Here is a 19,275-nt window from a genome sequence, read left to right on the forward strand (position 1 = left end):
TGGGCAAAGCCTGGCTGCTGACACCAGGCTTTGCGGACCGTCAATACTTGTGGCTTTTCGGCGTCAGCCTTCCAGCTCCATGTCGATACCCAGCGAGCGGATTTCCTTCACCAGCACGTTGAAGGATTCGGGCATGCCCGCCTGCATGGTGTGATCGCCATCTACGATGCTCTTGTACATCTTGGTACGGCCTTCCACGTCATCGGACTTGACCGTGAGCATCTCCTGGAGGGTGTAGGCAGCGCCGTACGCCTCGAGGGCCCAGACCTCCATCTCACCGAAGCGCTGACCACCAAACTGCGCCTTACCACCCAGCGGCTGCTGCGTGACGAGGGAGTAGGAGCCGGTCGAACGCGCATGCATCTTGTCATCCACCAGGTGGTTGAGCTTGAGCATGTACATGTAACCGACGGTCACCTTGCGATCGAACTTCTCGCCGGTGCGGCCATCGTAGAGGTCCATCTGTCCGGAATCAGGGATACCGGCCAGCGTGAGCAACTGCTTGATCTCGTGTTCCTTGGCGCCATCGAAGACCGGCGTTGCCATCGGCACGCCCTTCTTCAGGTTGTGCGCCATGGTGATGATTTCATCATCGCTGAGCACGGAGAGGTCTTCCTGGCGACCGCCGACGGTGTTGTACACCTTGTCGAGGAATTCGCGGATCTGCTTGACCTGCTCGGCACGCTCTTCGCGCAGCATGTGTTCGATCTTCACGCCCAGACCACGCGCGGCCATGCCGAGGTGGGTCTCGAGGATCTGACCGACGTTCATGCGCGACGGAACACCCAGCGGGTTCAGCACGACGTCAACCGACTCGCCATTGCCATCGAACGGCATGTCTTCCACCGGCATGATCGCGGAGATGACACCCTTGTTACCGTGACGACCGGCCATCTTGTCGCCCGGCTGGATACGACGCTTCACGGCAACGTAGACCTTGACGATCTTGAGCACGCCCGGTGCCAGATCATCACCCTGGGTGAGCTTGCGCTTCTTGTCTTCGAAGCGCTCGTCCATCTCGCGACGACGGATCTCGAGCTGCTCATCGGCCTGGGCCAGCAGTTCATTGAGAGACTCATCCTGCAGACGCAGCTTGAACCACTCCTGGCGCGGCAGTGCTTCCAGGTAGTCATCGGTCAGCACGTCGCCCTTCTTGAGCTTCGGACCACCGTTGACGGCCTGACCGACCAGGTTGCGCTGCATACGCTCGAAGGTCGCCTCTTCCGCGATGCGGTAGGTTTCCTGCAGATCCTTGCGGACCTCGGCCAGCTGCATCTGCTCGATGGAGAGCGCACGCTGATCCTTCTCGACGCCGTCACGGGTGAAGACCTGAACGTCGATGACGGTGGCCTTCATGCCAGTCGGGGCACGCAGAGAGGTGTCCTTCACGTCGGACGCCTTCTCGCCGAAGATGGCACGCAGCAGCTTCTCTTCCGGCGTCAGCTGGGTCTCGCCCTTCGGCGTGACCTTGCCGACCAGGATGTCGCCCGGGTTCAGCTCGGCACCGATGTAGACGACACCGGACTCATCCAGCTTGGAGAGTGCGGATTCGCCGACATTCGGGATATCGGAAGTGATTTCTTCCGGCCCGAGCTTGGTGTCACGCGCGACACAGGTCAGTTCCTGGATGTGGATGGTGGTGAAGCGATCTTCCTGCACCACACGCTCCGAGAACAGGATGGAATCCTCGAAGTTGAAGCCGTTCCAGGGCATGAACGCCAGACGCATGTTCTGACCCAGGGCCAGATCACCCATGTCGACGGACGGGCCGTCGGCCAGGATGTCGCCGATGGCGACTTCGTCGCCAGGACGCACGATCGGGCGCTGGTTCTGACAGGTGTTCTGGTTCGAACGCACGTACTTGGTCAGGTTGTAGATATCAACGCCGGCTTCACCGCCGATGATCTCTTCTTCCCGAACACGTACGACGATGCGCTTGGCATCGACGGAATCGATGACACCGCCACGACGTGCCACGGCGCAGACGCCGGAGTCACGCGCCACGAAGCGCTCCATGCCGGTACCGACCAGCGGCTTGTCAGCCTTCAGAGTCGGAACGGCCTGACGCTGCATGTTCGCACCCATCAAGGCGCGGTTGGCATCATCGTGCTCGAGGAACGGGATCAGTGCGGCAGCGACAGAAACGACCTGACGCGGAGACACGTCCATCATGGTGACCTTTTCCGGCGCCATGAAGGTGGTCTCGCCACGGTGACGAACCTGAACCAGGTCGTCGACCAGACGGCCGTTCTCGTCGACGGTCGCGGAGGCCTGGGCGATGATGAAATCGCCTTCCTCGATCGCGGACAGATCGACGACATCGTCGGTGACCTGACAATCCACGACCTTGCGGTACGGCGTCTCGAGGAAGCCATAGCTGTTGGTCTTGGAGTAGGTCGCCAGCGAGTTGATCAGACCGATGTTCGGGCCTTCCGGCGTCTCGATCGGGCACAGACGGCCGTAGTGCGTGGCGTGAACGTCACGAACTTCGAAGCCGGCGCGCTCACGGGTCAGACCACCCGGGCCAAGCGCGGAGACACGGCGCTTGTGCGTCACTTCGGACAGCGGGTTGTTCTGATCCATGAACTGGGAGAGCTGGCTGGAACCGAAGAATTCCTTCACCGCTGCCGCAACCGGCTTGGCGTTGATGAGATCCTGCGGCATCAGGCCTTCGCTCTCGGCCATGGAGAGACGCTCCTTGACCGCACGCTCGACGCGGACCAGACCGACACGGAACTGGTTTTCCGCCATTTCGCCCACAGAGCGAATACGACGGTTGCCCAGGTGGTCGATGTCATCGACATCGCCATTGCCGTTACGGATGCTGATCAGCTCCTTCATGACGGTCAGGATATCGTCCTGATCGAGCACGCCGCTGCCGGTATCGCTTTCGCGACGCAGGCGACGGTTGAACTTCATGCGGCCCACGCCCGACAGGTCGTAGCGGTCTTCGCTGAAGAACAGGTTCTGGAACAGTGACTCTGCCGCATCCTTGGTGGGCGGCTCGCCCGGACGCATCATGCGGTAGATCTCGACCAATGCCTCGAGCTGGTTACGCGTGGTATCCAGCTTCAGGGTATCGGACACGAACGGACCGCAATCCAGGTCGTTGGTGTAGATGACTTCGAACTGGGTGATCTTGGCCTGAGCCATCTTCTCCAGCAGTTCCGGAGTGATCTCGCTGTTGCTTTCGCAGACCAGCTCACCAGTGGCCGGATCGATCTGATCCTTGGCCAGCACCTTGCCGTACAGGTAGTCCATCGGCACTTCGAGACGCTCGAGGCCGGAGGCTTCCATCTGACGGACGTGCTTCTGTGTAATACGACGACCTTCCTCCACGATCACGCTACCGTCGGCATCCTTGATGTCGAAGGCGGCGGTCTCGCCACGCAGACGTGCCGGCACCAGCTCAACGGAGAAGCCGCTGCGCTCGATGTGGTACATCGTGGTGTCGAAGAACGTACCGAGAATCTCTTCGCTGGTCATGCCCATGGCACGCAGCAGAACGGAAGCCGGCAGCTTGCGACGACGGTCGATACGGACGTAGACGTTGTCCTTCGGATCAAACTCGAAGTCCAACCAGGAACCGCGGTAAGGAATCACACGTGCGGAGTACAGCAGCTTGCCGGACGAGTGGCTCTTGCCCTTGTCGTGGTCGAAGAACACACCCGGTGAGCGATGCAGCTGTGACACGATGACACGTTCGGTACCATTGATGACGAAGGTACCGTTCTCTGTCATCAGGGGGATTTCCCCCATGTAGACTTCCTGCTCCTTGATGTCCTTGATCGCCTTGTTCGACGATTCCTTGTCATAGATCATCAGGCGCACTTTCACGCGCAGCGGTGCAGAGTAAGTGACTCCGCGCAGCTGACATTCCTTGACGTCGAACGCCGGCGTACCGAAGCGGTAGCTGACATACTCGAGCGCTGCGTTGCCAGAGAAGCTGGCAATCGGGAACACGGACTTGAAGGCAGCGTGAAGGCCGACTTCCAGGCGCTGTTCTGGCGCCCTGTCCTGCTGGAGAAAGTCGTGGTAGGAATCAAGCTGGATGGCCAGCAGGTAAGGCACATCCATCACTTGGGGCAGTTTGCCAAAATCCTTGCGGATGCGTTTTTTCTCAGTGTATGAGTAAGCCATCTGTATTCCCCAGCTTGTTCACCTTGGGTGACCGATGCGTGGTCGGCTCATACCTGATGGCGCGGCGATGTCCATCAGGCGCGGACGGCAAGCCTCCCTTGCGGGCTGGCTCGCCGTCATAATTCGTCTTGCAACAGAAAAAGGCTGGTGGCGGAGTCCGCCACCAGCCAGGAAGCTTACGCAGCGTGCGCAGCCTGGAACACGAGTTACTTGAGTTCCACGGACGCGCCAGCTTCTTCCAGCTTCTTCTTAGCTGCTTCTGCGTCTTCCTTGCTCACGCCTTCTTTCAGGGTGGCCGGAGCGCCGTCAACAGCTGCCTTGGCTTCTTTCAGGCCCAGGCCAGTCAGTTCACGAACAGCCTTGATGACGTTGACTTTCTTGTCACCAGCAGCAGTCAGAACGATGTCGAACTCGGTCTGTTCTTCAGCGGCTTCACCAGCAGCGGCCGGGCCAGCGACGACGGCGGCAGCGGCGGAAACGCCGAACTTCTCTTCCATTGCTTCGATCAGCTCAGCCACTTCCATGACGGTCATGTCAGCGACGGCGTTGATGATGTCTTCTTTGGTCAGTGCCATTTTAGCAATCCTAAACTTTGCGGAGCAAAGATGCTCGGTCAAACGGAAATCGATTCAGGCTGCACGAGACAGCCAGGAGGTCAAAGCGCTGCTTACGCGGCGGCTTCGGCTTCCTTCTGATCGCGCAGTGCTGCGATAGTACGGACCAGCTTGCCTGCAGAAGCTTCCTTCATGACAGACAGCAGCTTGGACAGTGCTTCATCGCGGGTCGGCAGAGATGCCAGACGGTCGATATTCGCCGCCGGGATGAACTCGCCTTCGTAGGCCAGTGCCTTGACTTCGAATGCCTCGACCTTCTTGGCAAATTCCTTGAACAGACGAGCGCCAGCGCCCGGGTGTTCCATGGAGAATGCAAGCAGGGTCGGGCCGACGAAGGACTCGTTCAGCACCTCATAAGAGGTACCGGACAGCGCACGGCGAGCCAGGGTGTTGCGAACAACACGCAGCTGGACGCCCGCTTCGCGGCACTGCTTGCGCAATTCGGTCATTGCGCCAACAGTTACACCACGAGAGTCGGCAGCGACTACGGAGAGAGCACCCTTGGCGGTTTCGCTGACCTCAGCAACAATTGCCTTCTTGTCTTCGAGACCTAAAGCCACGGTGTTGACTCCATTTCGTGCCGGGGAACGAATTCCCCAGTGGTTTACCATCTCTCTCACCTAAACTGCGCGGGAGAGTCTTGGAGGATGGCTGCCACCAGCGAGGCTGGGACACCATCTGCGCAGGCTGCGCGCGATGCAGGCATCACGTCGCGATTAAGCCAGCCCTGCCACCGAAGCGACAAGGCTGGCACCTGCGGTCTTTGACGGCGCCCCGCGGCTGAGCACGGGGACCGCAAAGTGAAACATTCTGTGACTGCCTTACGCGTACTTGGCGTGATCGACGGTCAGACCCGGGCCCATGGTGCTGGACAGGGTGATCTTCTTCAGGTAGATACCTTTGGAAGTGCTCGGCTTCAGCTTCTTCACTTCGGCGACCAGGGCGTCGATGTTACCCTGAATCGCGTCTGCACTGAAGTCGATCTTGCCGATACCGGCGTGAATGATGCCGTTCTTGTCAGTACGGAAACGCACCTGACCTGCCTTGGCATTCTTCACGGCAGTCGCGACGTCCGGCGTCACGGTACCGACTTTCGGGTTCGGCATCAGGCCGCGCGGGCCGAGGATCTGACCCAGCTGACCGACGACGCGCATGGCGTCCGGAGAAGCGATGACGACGTCGAAGTCCATCACGCCTTTCTTGACCTGCTCAGCAAGATCGTCCATGCCGACGACGTCTGCACCGGCTTCCTTCGCTGCTTCAGCGTTGGCGCCCTGGGTGAAGACAGCGACACGCACGTCGTTACCGGTGCCGTTCGGCATGACGGTAGCGCCGCGAACGACCTGGTCGGATTTACGCGGATCGACACCCAGGTTCAGAGAGACTTCAACAGTCTCCTTGAACTTGACGGTGGACAGCTCGGACAGCAGGGCGACAGCTTCTTCGACGCTGTAGACCTTGCCGGATTCGACTTTTGCGTTGATCGCCTGGGCGCGCTTTGAAATCTTGGCCATGATCAAAGACCCTCCACGTTCAGGCCCATGCTACGGGCAGTACCGGCGATGGTGCGAACAGCAGCGTCCAGATTGGAAGCTGTCAGATCCGGTTCCTTGGTGGTCGCGATCTCTTCGAGCTGAGCGCGAGTCACGGTACCGACCTTCTTCTTGTTCGGCTCGCCAGAACCGGACTTCAGGCCAGCAGCCTTCAGCAGCAGGACGGCGGCAGGCGGCGTCTTGGTGACGAAGGTGAAGCTGCGGTCGGAATACACGGTGATGACCACAGGAGTCGGGAGGCCCGGCTCGACGTTCTGGGTAGCGGCGTTGAACGCTTTACAGAACTCCATGATGTTGACACCGTGCTGACCGAGGGCAGGACCCACGGGCGGGCTCGGGTTAGCTTTACCGGCTGCAACCTGCAGCTTGATGTAAGCCTGTACTTTCTTGGCCATGATAGGACTCCAGTATGGGTGGTAGCGCCTTGCGGCTCCCCGTAAAACCGGGCCGCCTCAGGCGACCCGTCGTGTTGCCGTGATGCTCGTATTCAAACAGGTGAGATGATGATCCTGAGATCAGTCCTTCTCGACCTGGGAGAACTCGAGCTCCACCGGCGTAGCACGTCCGAAGATCAGCACGCTGACCTGCAGACGGCTCTTTTCGTAATTCACTTCTTCGACTACACCATTGAAGTCCGCGAACGGACCATCAGTGACACGCACCGTCTCACCCGGCTCGAAGAGAGTCTTCGGACGCGGCTTGTCGGTGCCATCCTGAACGCGACGCAGCATGGCGTCGGCTTCTTTCTGGGTAATCGCTGCCGGCTTCTCCGGGGTTCCGCCAATGAACCCCATGACGCGCGGGGTTTCATTCACCAGGTGCCAGGACTGATCATTCATGTCCATCTCGACCAGCACGTAGCCCGGGTAGAACTTGCGCTCGCTCTTGCGGCGCTTGCCGTCACGCATTTCGACGATTTCTTCGACCGGCACGAGAATCTCACCGAAGTGATCTTCCATGGCGTAAAGCTTCACACGCTCGTTGAGCGAACGCATGACCTGCTTTTCGAAACCGGAATAGGCGTGTATGACATACCAACGCTTGGACATGGAAACTCCGTTAACTGACGATGCCGGACATCAGCCAGCCGAGGGTGGTATCGATGAGCCATAGCAACAGGCCCACGATAAGCACGGCACCCAGCACGATGGCAGTTGTCTGGACAGTTTCCTGTCGGGTCGGCCAAACGACGCGCTGGATCTCGCGGCGCGCACTACTTGCCAGCTCGACAACATCACGGCCCTTGTTGGTCGTGATCGCCAGAGCAGCCGCTGCAACACCAAGCACGACGACGCCAAGCACGCGATAAAGCAGCGCTTGGTCAGCAAAATAGGCGTTGCCAGCAACAGCCAGCACAAGAAGAATGACAACGACCGACCACTTGAACCCGTCGTGGCGCGCTTCCTGCACCTCGGCGTTCTGTTTCATCAAAGAGACTCCTCAAGGGTGCAGCGATCGCTAGAATCGAGAATCGGTAAGAAGTCGAATACCATCCTGGGGAAGGATGGCAGGCCAGGAGGGAATCGAACCCCCAACCTGCGGTTTTGGAGACCGCTGCTCTGCCAATTGAGCTACTGGCCTGTAACACTTGCGTGTTCCAGAGACTAAAAACAAGGCTGAATGAACAGCGGGCGCCATCATAGCTGAGACAACCCAAACTGACAAGCCTTATCTTTGACCGCGACCTGGGAGGTCGTCGGAAACGAAAAAGACGAGCCAAACTGCGACTCGCCTTTCCGTTGTATGGAGCTCGTGGGCGGATTTGAACCGCCGACCTCACCCTTACCAAGGGTGTGCTCTACCCCTGAGCTACACGAGCAAAACCTTTGCGCAATCTCGACTGACGAGATGAACTGGAGCGGGCAGCGGGAATCGAACCCGCGTCATCAGCTTGGAAGGCTGAGGTTCTACCATTAAACTATGCCCGCTTTCCAACTCTTGCTGCCCTGATGCACATGGCATCATAAGCGAATCTGGTGGTGGGGGAAGGATTCGAACCTTCGAAGCTTTCGCGGCAGATTTACAGTCTGCTCCCTTTGGCCACTCGGGAACCCCACCATCTGTGACGACGAATCTTACGCCGCTTGGGATACGCTGTCAAGTGCTTGATTTTATTCTACTTCAAGCGCTTGAGGGAATGTATCGCCTCAGAACGGGACGTAGTATGTCAAAGCATCTGGGTGAGCGCAAGCCCTGAGCGAAGTTTTTCTAGATCAGGCACTCGCGGCTGGTCGGGCGCACCCGACAGGCGCCCTGCCCGCTCGGCAGCGGTCAAGGGATACAGCGCCTCCAGGCCGGCGTACACCATGTCCGGCCACAGCGCATGTGGCACCCGCAGACCGCGCGCCACTACCCGCGCGTCACCGCCGGTCAGCAGTAGCGGCAAGGCAACCCCTTCACGATCGCAGACCTCGGCATAGAGACGATTGACCGCACTGACGGCCGCCATGTAGATGCCATGGTTGACAGCCTCTACCGTATTGCGGCCCGGCGCGAGCAGCGTATCCACCTCGGTATCCGGGTCGATGGCCACATTGCGTGTGCCCAGCTTGAGGCTTTCCTTCATAAGACGCAGCCCCGGGAGAATATAGCCCCCAAGATGCTTGCCACCCGGCAGCACGAAATCCACCGTGATCGCGCTGCCGCAATCAACGCTGCAACAGCCCCCGGTGAGATGATGGCCTGCGAGTGCGCCCAACCAGCGGTCGACGCCGAGGCGTTGCGGCTCTTCATAGCCACAGGTAACGCCCAGCGCCTCCCGCGTCGAGTGCGCGACATGCACGACGCCGACCTGCTTGCGCAGCAACTCCACCGTCTCATCCAGCACCTGCTTGCGCGCCACGCTGGAGATACGCACGGCCGTGACGACATCCAGATCAGGAATGTCCGCGCCCGGCCGCCACTCCTCTCGCGTCCAGACGGCGCCGCGCGAGCGGATCTCGCTGGAAACGGTGTCCTTGAGACGCCATTTCGACAAGGTGTTGCCGATATCAAGATCCAGAATCATGAGACGGCGCGCAGACTGATCTCGCCACCGGCGAGAGTGATGGTTTCGCCATTCATGCGCACCTCGAGATTTCCATTGATATCGACACCTTCTGCCACGGCCTCTTCTCGCCGGTCTCCACGCAGAATCACTACATCACGTCCCTTGAAGGCATTGCGCTCATTCCAGCGTGCCTGCCATCCGGCAAAGCCCTGCGACTCGAACTCGGGCAACAGCGCCAGCAACGACTCCATCAGGCGCGCGGCATAGCGATTGCGTGAAGCACCGGGAATGATGTCTCGTACCGCAGCCACCGGCTGGGTGATCGCCTCGCGTCGGGATGCCGGCAATTCGATGTTCATGCCGATGCCGATGACGACATCACAGGGACCGGACACATCCCCCGTCACCTCGACCAGGATGCCGGCGATCTTGGGTTGATCCTTCTGGATCTGCAACAGGACATCGTTGGGCCACTTGAGGCGCGCAGGCAGGCCATCGGCCTCGAGCACCTCCGCCACTGCCACACCGATCGCCAGACTCAGGCCCTCAAGCGATGCGGCACCTGATTCGAAGCGCCAGCCAAGCGAGAAAACCAGGCTGCGCCCCCAGGGGGTCTCCCACTCACGCCCACGACGGCCACGCCCAGCCGACTGCACCTCAGCCAGACAGACCTCGGCATGGCCGGCTCCCTGACGAAAGCGCTCGCGGATGAAGGTATTGGTCGAGTCCACCGACTCCTCGACGAACAGGCGCGTCAGGTGTTTGCGAGTCTCGCGCGGCAGCGCCTCGATGATCTGTTGACCATCGAGCAACTCGATGGGATTGGCCAGTCGATAGCCAAGCCCCTTGATGGCTTCCAGCGGAATGTCGAGCGCCTCAAGTTTCTTGAGCTGCTTCCAGACCGCCGTACGCGACACCCCGAGCTCTTCGCCCAGGGCCTCTCCGGAGTGGTAGCCACCATCTCCAAGCAGACGAATGAGATCACGGATGGTCATGCGGAGGCCTATCCCTGTGCAAAAGCGCACATTCTATCGGATTCATGGGCTTGCGAGCCAAGAACAACGACCAAAGATAACGCTCTTTTCGTCAATTCCGCTCCCCGGCACGCATTCCCGCCCCCGCCAGACGATTGAACAAGGCGGAAAGCAGCATCAGGACACTGCCCAGTCCCAGCCATGAACCTACTCGCCACAGCCCCTCAAGGGTGGCGGTATCCCATACCCCCACCTTGATCACGGTGAGGATCAGAATGCCCTGTCCGATGCGCTGCCAGTGCTGCTGCCCCACCTTGGCACCACTCACGACCAAGGCCGCCGCGACGACCAGCATCAGCACGCTGTAGGCATATAGCTCCGCCTGCTCGATGCCCTGCCATAGCCCCAGCTCAGCGCCATGCCAGCAATGCCGCAAGTTGAGCGCCAACCATAATCCGGCTGACAGCAGACCGAGCACTTCGCTTAGCCCGCGCATTCGTAAGCGTGTCGCGGCGCTTCCCATATCCGATGCATGCATGGATGTCATGCGCCAGAGCATTGCGGCCCCGAGTGCAGGCAGGCCGTATGCCGGCAGAAGCCAATTGACCAGCGGCCAGCTCCCGACATCCCCCGGGTGCCAGAGCGGATTGAAGATACCCAGCACGCCGACACTCCAGAGGATCACGGCCGCTCCACCGACCACCCGTGCCAGCACGCGATACAGCTGTGTCCCTGCCCGCGCCTCAGCGTCGCCTCCACGAGCACGCCAAGCGTAGCTTGCCGCCACCCCGGCCAGCGCCAATACCTGCAGGGAAAGCTCCGCCAGGGTGAGGCTGCCCTCGAAGGGCTGTCCACCGGTCAACACATAGCGGATTTCCATCACCACCGTCGCGACGGCAAGCTGGACAACGGCACCTTCCAGCCAACGCTGTGTCCGCGGGCAGTGGCGCATGCCGAGACTGGTCATGGCAACACAGGCCAATACCGGCAGCAGTATCTGCAGCGGCCAGTGCGCGATATCGGCATAGTCGTCATGCGCCATGCCATATATCAAGCGAGTCACGACACCCCACGCCAGCCAGCGTGACAGCTCAGCAAACACGGAGCGCGCCGCGGTATGCCCCTCGCGATACCAGCGCCATTCACAAGCGGTCAAACCCAACAGCTGCAGCGCCAGCGCCAGGGTCAGCGATGGCCCCTCCAGCACTGCCACCAAAGCGAGCAATATCCCGGCCTGCGCCGGCAGCCACAGTCCTGCGGCAAGCTGAGCGCCTTCACGCGTCTGGAAACGCATGGCACCTGCCCAGCACACCAACCCCCAGACCATCGGCGGCAGCCCTGTATTGATCAGCCTCCCTGCATCGCTCGCCTCGGTCGCCCATGGCATGACGTCCTGCCAGAGGGCCAGGGCCCACGCCAACAGCGGCACCATGGTCGCCAATGCCCACCAACAGGCTGCAAGCGACCTCTGTGCTCCTTCACCTGCATCATGACGTGGTCGCCAACTCGCCAGCGACAACAGACCGACACTCAAAATCAACGGGCTGAACATCACGCTGCTCGATAGCGGTGCCGTCAAAGCAAGCCCCCACACCAGCAACCAGAGTCCGTTACCAGCAACCACCATCGACCACAGCACCGCATGGCGGCGACTGGACCAGGCAATCACCAGCATCGGCATGAGGCTAGCCAGCCACCCCCGATGCCACAGGGACATACCGGAACCGGCCATGTCGGAAGGCGCCACCTGTGAGTCAAAGGACACACCAAGCACGAGACTCCCCAGCCAGGGCAGCCAGAGCCCCAGCACGACACTCAACGAGACAAGGCCCCCGGCGAGCCAGTGCCGACGCAGGTCAGGAGATGCGCGCCAAGGCAACCAGGTCGCAAGTGAGGCCTGAGCCTGTCGCTCATCCTTTTCTGCGGCGCCAGTGGATGACTCCCACGCCTCCTCCCACAGGTACCCCAACGCCAGCACAGCCAGCCAGGCCCCACCCACCCAGGGCAACAGCCCCACCAGCAATGTCGCGCCAGAAGAGATACCGAAGGGCATCAACAACCACCACCAGGTGAGCGCTCCCACCAGGCCGCCCCAATACAGCCAGCTCACCGCAACCTGGCGGTAGAGCACACGACACGCTGCCGCGATCACACCCGCATACCCCAGCAACAGCAAGGTCGAGGCTTCCTGCCATTGCTGCTGAATGGGCAGCGCCAAGGGCAGAGCATATCCGCCCAACATGCCCAATGCTGCCAGCCACGGCCCATGATGCCGCGCTCGCTCCAGCATCCACAGGCTCAAGGCTGCCAGCAGTACGAAGGTGACCGGCATGGACACCAGCGAAAGCAGAAAGTGACCAGCCAGCAGGCTCGCCGCGAGTACCAGACTGCCGGCACCGCTGACGGCACCGGTCAGACTCGATGACTGGGACGTACGAAGCCTCAGCCACTCGGCCAATACCGTCATGCTCAGGCCGAACCCGAGTCCCAGCGCCAGCCGTACCCCCGGCCCCAGCAAGCCCTGCTCAAGGGAGTACCCAACGAGCAGGATGCCGGCCATCACCAGAGACAAGGCACCCACAAGAATCATCCAATGTTCCCGAAGGACCGTCAGCAGACGTGACATGCCCCCCGGTAGCACCTCTGATGCCTTGCTTGCAGCGTCTGCGCCCTGCCCCTTCTCGCTTGAACGACTGGAGGCAGCTCCATGCAACAAGCGCTGAAGTAGCCGGTAGGACAGAGAGTGGTCGCCACTGGATAATGCAGTGGTCCGCAAGTCGCTGATCGATGGCGTTGCACCGGATGCTGTCAGCCCCTCCCGGGGCGGCACTTCGCCAGACGATTTGTCCACACCCCCTTCTCGCAAGGGGGTGTGCATAACCGGAGCGCCATGGGCAGGAAGTTCGTGAGCAAGCCTGGCCTCCATGTCGCGCAGTCGCTGCTCCAGCGCCTTGATGCGCAGCATGCTGAGCCACCCCATCAAGGAACCGCCCAGTACCAGCAACGCCATCATGACGCCCACCAACATCAGCTCATCCATCGTCCAGCCCGTCATCGAAGAGTCGTGCTCAGAGAGTACGGCATTTTGCCTGGCACCTCATGCTGTCAGTCTCTCAGCACCGTATTTGCACATTGAACGCAAAAAGCCCGACTCCTGGGGGAGCCGGGCTTTCTCAATTGATCCTGGGTGCTCTGAGAGCACTGCTCTCAGCTCAAGCTCACTCCACTCAGCATTCTTCGCTCAGTGCAGCTTCTGTCTCGTACATGACTCTCTCCGTACACGGCTTTTTCTGAGTACCACTTTTCCTGCACACAACTTTTCCTGGGCACAAAGAGAACCGCCCCTGCAGCTGGGCTACAGGGGCGGTTCGGGATAAGTGCCTGACGATGACCTACTCTCACATGGAGAAACTCCACACTACCATCGGCGCTAAGCGGTTTCACTTCCGAGTTCGGCATGGGATCGGGTGGTTCACGCTCGCTATGGTCGTCAGGCGAAACGGTGGCATCTTGCGATGCCTGAGTCTCGAGGCTTTTGGCCTCGCGACTCGCAATATGAATCATGCTGACCGATATGTCTCGATCCTGTCGCAATCCCGGCGGTTTGCCTGGGCAAACCCCTTGGGTGTTATATGGTCAAGCCTCACGGGCAATTAGTACTGGTTAGCTCAACACATTGCTGTGCTTCCACACCCAGCCTATCAACCTTGTAGTCTTCAAGGGCCCTTCAGGAGGCGCAAGGCCTCAGGGAAGTCTCATCTTGAAGGGGGCTTCCCGCTTAGATGCTTTCAGCGGTTATCCCGTCCGAACGTAGCTACCGGGCAATGCCATTGGCATGACAACCCGAACACCAGAGGTTCGTCCACTCCGGTCCTCTCGTACTAGGAGCAGCTCTTCTCAAACTTCCGACGCCCACGGCAGATAGGGACCGAACTGTCTCACGACGTTCTAAACCCAGCTCGCGTACCACTTTAAATGGCGAACAGCCATACCCTTGGGACCGACTTCAGCCCCAGGATGTGATGAGCCGACATCGAGGTGCCAAACACCGCCGTCGATGTGAACTCTTGGGCGGTATCAGCCTGTTATCCCCGGAGTACCTTTTATCCGTTGAGCGATGGCCCTTCCATACAGAACCACCGGATCACTAGAACCTACTTTCGTACCTGCTCGACGTGTCTGTCTCGCAGTCAAGCACCCTTATGCTCTTGCACTCAATGCACGATTTCCAACCGTGCTGAGGGTACCTTCGTGCTCCTCCGTTACTCTTTAGGAGGAGACCGCCCCAGTCAAACTACCCACCATACACTGTCCTCGATCCGGATAACGGACCTGAGTTAGAACGCCAATGATGTCAGGCTGGTATTTCAAGGTTGGCTCCACCGCATCTGGCGACGTGGTTTCAAAGCCTCCCAGCTATCCTACACAGACAACATCAGCATCCAGTGTAAAGCTATAGTAAAGGTTCACGGGGTCTTTCCGTCTAGCCGCGGGTACACAGCATCTTCACTGCGATTTCAATTTCACTGAGTCTCGGGTGGAGACAGCGTGGCCATCATTACGCCATTCGTGCAGGTCGGAACTTACCCGACAAGGAATTTCGCTACCTTAGGACCGTTATAGTTACGGCCGCCGTTTACCGGGGCTTCGATCAAGAGCTTCGCGTGAGCTAACCCCATCAATTAACCTTCCGGCACCGGGCAGGCGTCACACCCTATACGTCCGCTTGCGCGTTTGCAGAGTGCTGTGTTTTTAATAAACAGTTGCAGCCACCTGGTATCTTCGACCGGTAAGAGCTTACGGAGCAAGTCCTTCACTCGAACCGGTGCACCTTCTCCCGAAGTTACGGTGCCATTTTGCCTAGTTCCTTCACCCGAGTTCTCTCAAGCGCCTTGGTATTCTCTACCTGACCACCTGTGTCGGTTTGGGGTACGGTCGCATGTGATCTGAAGCTTAGAGGCTTTTCCTGGAAGCGTGGCATCGATGACTTCCTGACCGTGGTCAGTTCGTCTCGCATCTCGACCTCAGAGGAACCGGATTTGCCTGATTCCTCGGCCTACATGCTTTCACCAGGACAACCAACGCCTGGCTCACCTAGCCTTCTTCGTCCCCCATCGCAACCACATCCGGTACGGGAATATTAACCCGTTTCCCATCGACTACGCGTTTCCGCCTCGCCTTAGGGGCCGACTCACTCTGCTCCGATTAACGTAGAACAGAAAACCTTGGTCTTCCGGCGGGGGAGTTTTTCACTCCCCTTATCGTTACTCATGTCAGCATTCGCACTCGTGATACCTCCAGCAGACTTCTCAATCCACCTTCATTGGCTTACACGACGCTCCTCTACCGCTCATCCATAAGGATGAACCCGTAGCTTCGGTACCTGATTTAGCCCCGTTATATCTTCCGCGCAGGCCGACTCGACTAGTGAGCTATTACGCTTTCTTTAAAGGATGGCTGCTTCTAAGCCAACCTCCTAGCTGTCTGAGCCTTCCCACATCGTTTCCCACTTAATCAGGATTTTGGGACCTTAGCTGACGGTCTGGGTTGTTTCCCTTTTCACAACGGACGTTAGCACCCGCTGTGTGTCTCCCACGCTGCACTCACTGGTATTCGGAGTTTGCCTCGGGTTGGTAAGTCGGGATGACCCCCTAGCCGAAACAGTGCTCTACCCCCAGCGGTGATACGTGAGGCGCTACCTAAATAGCTTTCGAGGAGAACCAGCTATCTCCGGGCTTGATTAGCCTTTCACTCCGATCCACAGCTCATCCCAGCATTTTTCAACATACTTGGGTTCGGGCCTCCAATTGATGTTACTCAATCTTCACCCTGGCCATGGATAGATCGCCCGGTTTCGGGTCTATACCCTGCGACTGGTCGCCCAGTTAAGACTCGGTTTCCCTACGCCTCCCCTATACGGTTAAGCTCGCCACAGAATATAAGTCGCTGACCCATTATACAAAAGGTACGCGGTCACACCACGAAGGTGCTCCCACTGCTTGTACGCATACGGTTTCAGGATCTATTTCACTCCCCTCGCCGGGGTTCTTTTCGCCTTTCCCTCACGGTACTGGTTCACTATCGGTCAGCCAGGAGTATTTAGCCTTGGAGGATGGTCCCCCCATGTTCAGTCAAGGTTTCTCGTGCCCCGACCTACTCGATTTCACGTGACTCAGACTTCGACTACGGGACTATCACCCTGTATCGTCAGGCTTCCCAGCCTGTTCGTCTGTCAGTTGTCACGCTTAAGGGCTGGTCCCCGTTCGCTCGCCGCTACTTGGGGAATCTCGGTTGATTTCTTTTCCTCCGGGTACTTAGATGTTTCAGTTCCCCGGGTTTGCCTCTATAGGTTATGTATTGGCCTATAGATACTCACCTGATGGTGAGTGGGTTTCCCCATTCGGAAATCGTTGGGTCGCAGGGTATTTGCCACCTCGCCAACGCTTATCGCAGGCTATCACGTCCTTCATCGCCTCTGGCTGCCAAGGCATCCACCGTATGCGCTTAATCGCTTGACCATATAACCCCAAGGGGTCTGTCAAGGATCACGAATCTGTCGGACCTCTCCGACATATCGTTTTGATGGAGATGTGCTTGGCGCACATTCCATCGTCAGCATGATTCACATTGTTAAAGAGCGGCTGTTCAGAGAACAGTGAGAAGCGCGCTCTGATGAGCACGCTTGCCACTGCCGGCTAAGCCAGCAATAAGATCAGGTAATTCGTTGTGAGCACTTGCCGCGAGCAGTAGACAGTGTCGATAAGGAGGTGATCCAGCCCCAGGTTCCCCTAGGGCTACCTTGTTACGACTTCACCCCAGTCATGAACCACACCGTGGTGATCGCCCTCCCGAAGGTTAGGCTAACCACTTCTGGTGCAGTCCACTCCCATGGTGTGACGGGCGGTGTGTACAAGGCCCGGGAACGTATTCACCGTGGCATTCTGATCCACGATTACTAGCGATTCCGACTTCATGGAGTCGAGTTGCAGACTCCAATCCGGACTGAGGCAAGCTTTATGGGATTGGCTCCACGTCGCCGTATTGCAACCCTTTGTACTTGCCATTGTAGCACGTGTGTAGCCCTACCCGTAAGGGCCATGATGACTTGACGTCGTCCCCACCTTCCTCCGGTTTGTCACCGGCAGTCTCCTTAGAGTTCCCGACATTACTCGCTGGCAAATAAGGATAGGGGTTGCGCTCGTTACGGGACTTAACCCAACATTTCACAACACGAGCTGACGACAGCCATGCAGCACCTGTCTCAGAGTTCCCGAAGGCACCAATCCATCTCTGGAAAGTCCTCTGGATGTCAAGGGTAGGTAAGGTTCTTCGCGTTGCATCGAATTAAACCACATGCTCCACCGCTTGTGCGGGCCCCCGTCAATTCATTTGAGTTTTAACCTTGCGGCCGTACTCCCCAGGCGGTCAACTTATTGCGTTAGCTGCGCCACTAAGTCCTCAAGGGACCCAACGGCTAGTTGACATCGTTTACGGCGTGGACTACCAGGGTATCTAATCCTGTTTGCTACCCACGCTTTCGCACCTCAGTGTCAGTGTCAGTCCAGAAGGCCGCCTTCGCCACTGGTATTCCTCCCGATCTCTACGCATTTCACCGCTACACCGGGAATTCTACCTTCCTCTCCTGCACTCTAGCCAAGCAGTTCCAGATGCCGTTCCCAGGTTGAGCCCGGGGCTTTCACACCTGGCTGACTTAGCCACCTACGCGCGCTTTACGCCCAGTAATTCCGATTAACGCTTGCACCCTCCGTATTACCGCGGCTGCTGGCACGGAGTTAGCCGGTGCTTCTTCTGCGAGTGATGTCTTTCCTCGGGAGTATTAATCCCAAGGCGTTCTTCCTCGCTGAAAGTGCTTTACAACCCGAAGGCCTTCTTCACACACGCGGCATGGCTGGATCAGGCTTTCGCCCATTGTCCAATATTCCCCACTGCTGCCTCCCGTAGGAGTCTGGGCCGTGTCTCAGTCCCAGTGTGGCTGATCATCCTCTCAGACCAGCTACGGATCGTCGCCTTGGTGAGCCATTACCTCACCAACAAGCTAATCCGACATGGGCTCATCCGATAGCGCAAGGTCCGAAGATCCCCTGCTTTCTCCCGTAGGACGTATGCGGTATTAGCCTGAGTTTCCCCAGGTTGTCCCCCACTATCGGGCAGATTCCCATGCATTACTCACCCGTCCGCCGCTCGACGCCTTCTAGCAAGCTAGAATCGTTTCCGCTCGACTTGCATGTGTTAAGCCTGCCGCCAGCGTTCAATCTGAGCCATGATCAAACTCTTCAGTTGAAAGCTTGATAGTCTGTTAAGCAGACCAAACTTGGTTCAGAGTCAAACTTCTCGTGAGAGGCTTGCTCCGATATTTGGTGACCTTGTCACCACTCATCGGCAAGCGCTCACACGAATTACCTGATCAAATTTTTAAAGAGCGTCGCTGTTAAGCGAGGAGGCATATTCTACCCGGAACGCTTGAGAAGTCAAGCACTTGATGATGAGTCAGTCGACTGCCTCTAAGCATCATCAAGCGGTGAGGAGCGTTGCCCGATCACCTGTTCCGTAAGGAGTGCGGCGTATTCTAGCGAATCGCCCGGGATTGTCAATTGATGATTTCGAAGCGGGCTTCAAGAAACATCAAGAAAAACAACCACCTGCAAACCTCTTTCACCGCTGGTAACGCCATGCGTCCCCGGCAGCGGATGCGTACTTTACGCACGAACCGGCGTGAGGGCAAGGGCTTTTTGAAGATCAGGTCAGATTTTGTCTTCACGCCCCTGGCTCTGGCACCTGGAGCACTCCAGCCAGGCGATCTCTGGCAAAAACCCTCGTCTCGCCCCCCCTTTTCTTCACCTGGCGGCACATGAAAAAACACAGCCTTGCGCACAAAATACATCCTGAATGACATCGCTCCCAGTCTAGACATGATGGAAATGGGTATAAGTATTACGCCCCTTGTCGCTGAGAGATCAATGCGAGGTACTTCAAGCCGCACAAAA

General features: G+C 58.5%; 10 protein-coding genes, 4 tRNA genes and 3 rRNA genes. All 17 read right to left on the reverse strand.

What is annotated here, in order from left to right; genetic code table 11:
• Positions 1–63: 63 nt before the first annotated feature.
• Entirely contained in the window at positions 64–4,140 is a 4,077-nt protein-coding gene (gene rpoB / locus F8A90_RS16770; RefSeq protein WP_043334884.1) for a DNA-directed RNA polymerase subunit beta, read from the reverse strand.
• Between the two features lie 206 nt (positions 4,141–4,346).
• Entirely contained in the window at positions 4,347–4,715 is a 369-nt protein-coding gene (gene rplL / locus F8A90_RS16775) for a 50S ribosomal protein L7/L12 (protein WP_166020047.1), read from the reverse strand.
• A gap of 92 nt (positions 4,716–4,807) precedes the next feature.
• A complete protein-coding gene (rplJ, locus tag F8A90_RS16780; RefSeq protein WP_043334888.1) occupies positions 4,808–5,314 on the reverse strand; it encodes a 50S ribosomal protein L10 in 507 nt (168 codons plus the stop codon).
• A 261-nt stretch (positions 5,315–5,575) separates the two neighbouring features.
• Entirely contained in the window at positions 5,576–6,268 is a 693-nt protein-coding gene (gene rplA / locus F8A90_RS16785; protein WP_065392620.1) for a 50S ribosomal protein L1, read from the reverse strand.
• Positions 6,269–6,270: 2 nt separating this feature from the next.
• Entirely contained in the window at positions 6,271–6,702 is a 432-nt protein-coding gene (gene rplK / locus F8A90_RS16790) for a 50S ribosomal protein L11 (RefSeq protein ID WP_043334893.1), read from the reverse strand.
• A gap of 120 nt (positions 6,703–6,822) precedes the next feature.
• Positions 6,823–7,356: a transcription termination/antitermination protein NusG gene (gene nusG / locus F8A90_RS16795; RefSeq protein ID WP_043334895.1), complete on the reverse strand. Its 534-nt coding sequence runs from the start codon at positions 7,354–7,356 to the stop codon at positions 6,823–6,825.
• 10 nt (positions 7,357–7,366) lie between these two features.
• Complete coding sequence (gene secE / locus F8A90_RS16800; RefSeq protein ID WP_043334897.1) at positions 7,367–7,735, reverse strand: preprotein translocase subunit SecE; 369 nt, start codon at positions 7,733–7,735, stop codon at positions 7,367–7,369.
• Between the two features lie 77 nt (positions 7,736–7,812).
• Positions 7,813–7,888 (reverse strand) — tRNA-Trp (locus tag F8A90_RS16805).
• A gap of 163 nt (positions 7,889–8,051) precedes the next feature.
• Positions 8,052–8,126 (reverse strand) — tRNA-Thr (locus F8A90_RS16810).
• A 35-nt stretch (positions 8,127–8,161) separates the two neighbouring features.
• A tRNA-Gly gene (locus F8A90_RS16815) sits at positions 8,162–8,235 on the reverse strand.
• Positions 8,236–8,281: 46 nt separating this feature from the next.
• A tRNA-Tyr gene (locus F8A90_RS16820) sits at positions 8,282–8,365 on the reverse strand.
• A gap of 109 nt (positions 8,366–8,474) precedes the next feature.
• A complete protein-coding gene (locus F8A90_RS16825; protein ID WP_054556896.1) occupies positions 8,475–9,314 on the reverse strand; it encodes a type III pantothenate kinase in 840 nt (279 codons plus the stop codon).
• Complete coding sequence (locus F8A90_RS16830; protein ID WP_043334904.1) at positions 9,311–10,291, reverse strand: biotin--[acetyl-CoA-carboxylase] ligase; 981 nt, start codon at positions 10,289–10,291, stop codon at positions 9,311–9,313. Before F8A90_RS16830 ends, F8A90_RS16825 begins: the two co-directional genes overlap by 4 nt.
• A gap of 91 nt (positions 10,292–10,382) precedes the next feature.
• The gene (locus F8A90_RS16835; RefSeq protein WP_200018082.1) at positions 10,383–12,860 is read right to left on the reverse strand and encodes a DUF2339 domain-containing protein; all 2,478 of its coding nucleotides are present in this window, start codon (positions 12,858–12,860) and stop codon (positions 10,383–10,385) included.
• 789 nt (positions 12,861–13,649) lie between these two features.
• Positions 13,650–13,765: ribosomal RNA gene (gene rrf / locus F8A90_RS16840) — 5S ribosomal RNA — on the reverse strand.
• A gap of 137 nt (positions 13,766–13,902) precedes the next feature.
• A 23S ribosomal RNA gene (locus F8A90_RS16845) occupies positions 13,903–16,788 on the reverse strand.
• A 242-nt stretch (positions 16,789–17,030) separates the two neighbouring features.
• Positions 17,031–18,571: ribosomal RNA gene (locus tag F8A90_RS16850) — 16S ribosomal RNA — on the reverse strand.
• Together the 16S, 23S and 5S rRNA genes form the textbook arrangement of a ribosomal RNA operon.
• Positions 18,572–19,275: the final 704 nt, after the last annotated feature.

It is taken from the genome of Cobetia sp. cqz5-12 (assembly GCF_016495405.1).
Classification (GTDB): domain Bacteria; phylum Pseudomonadota; class Gammaproteobacteria; order Pseudomonadales; family Halomonadaceae; genus Cobetia.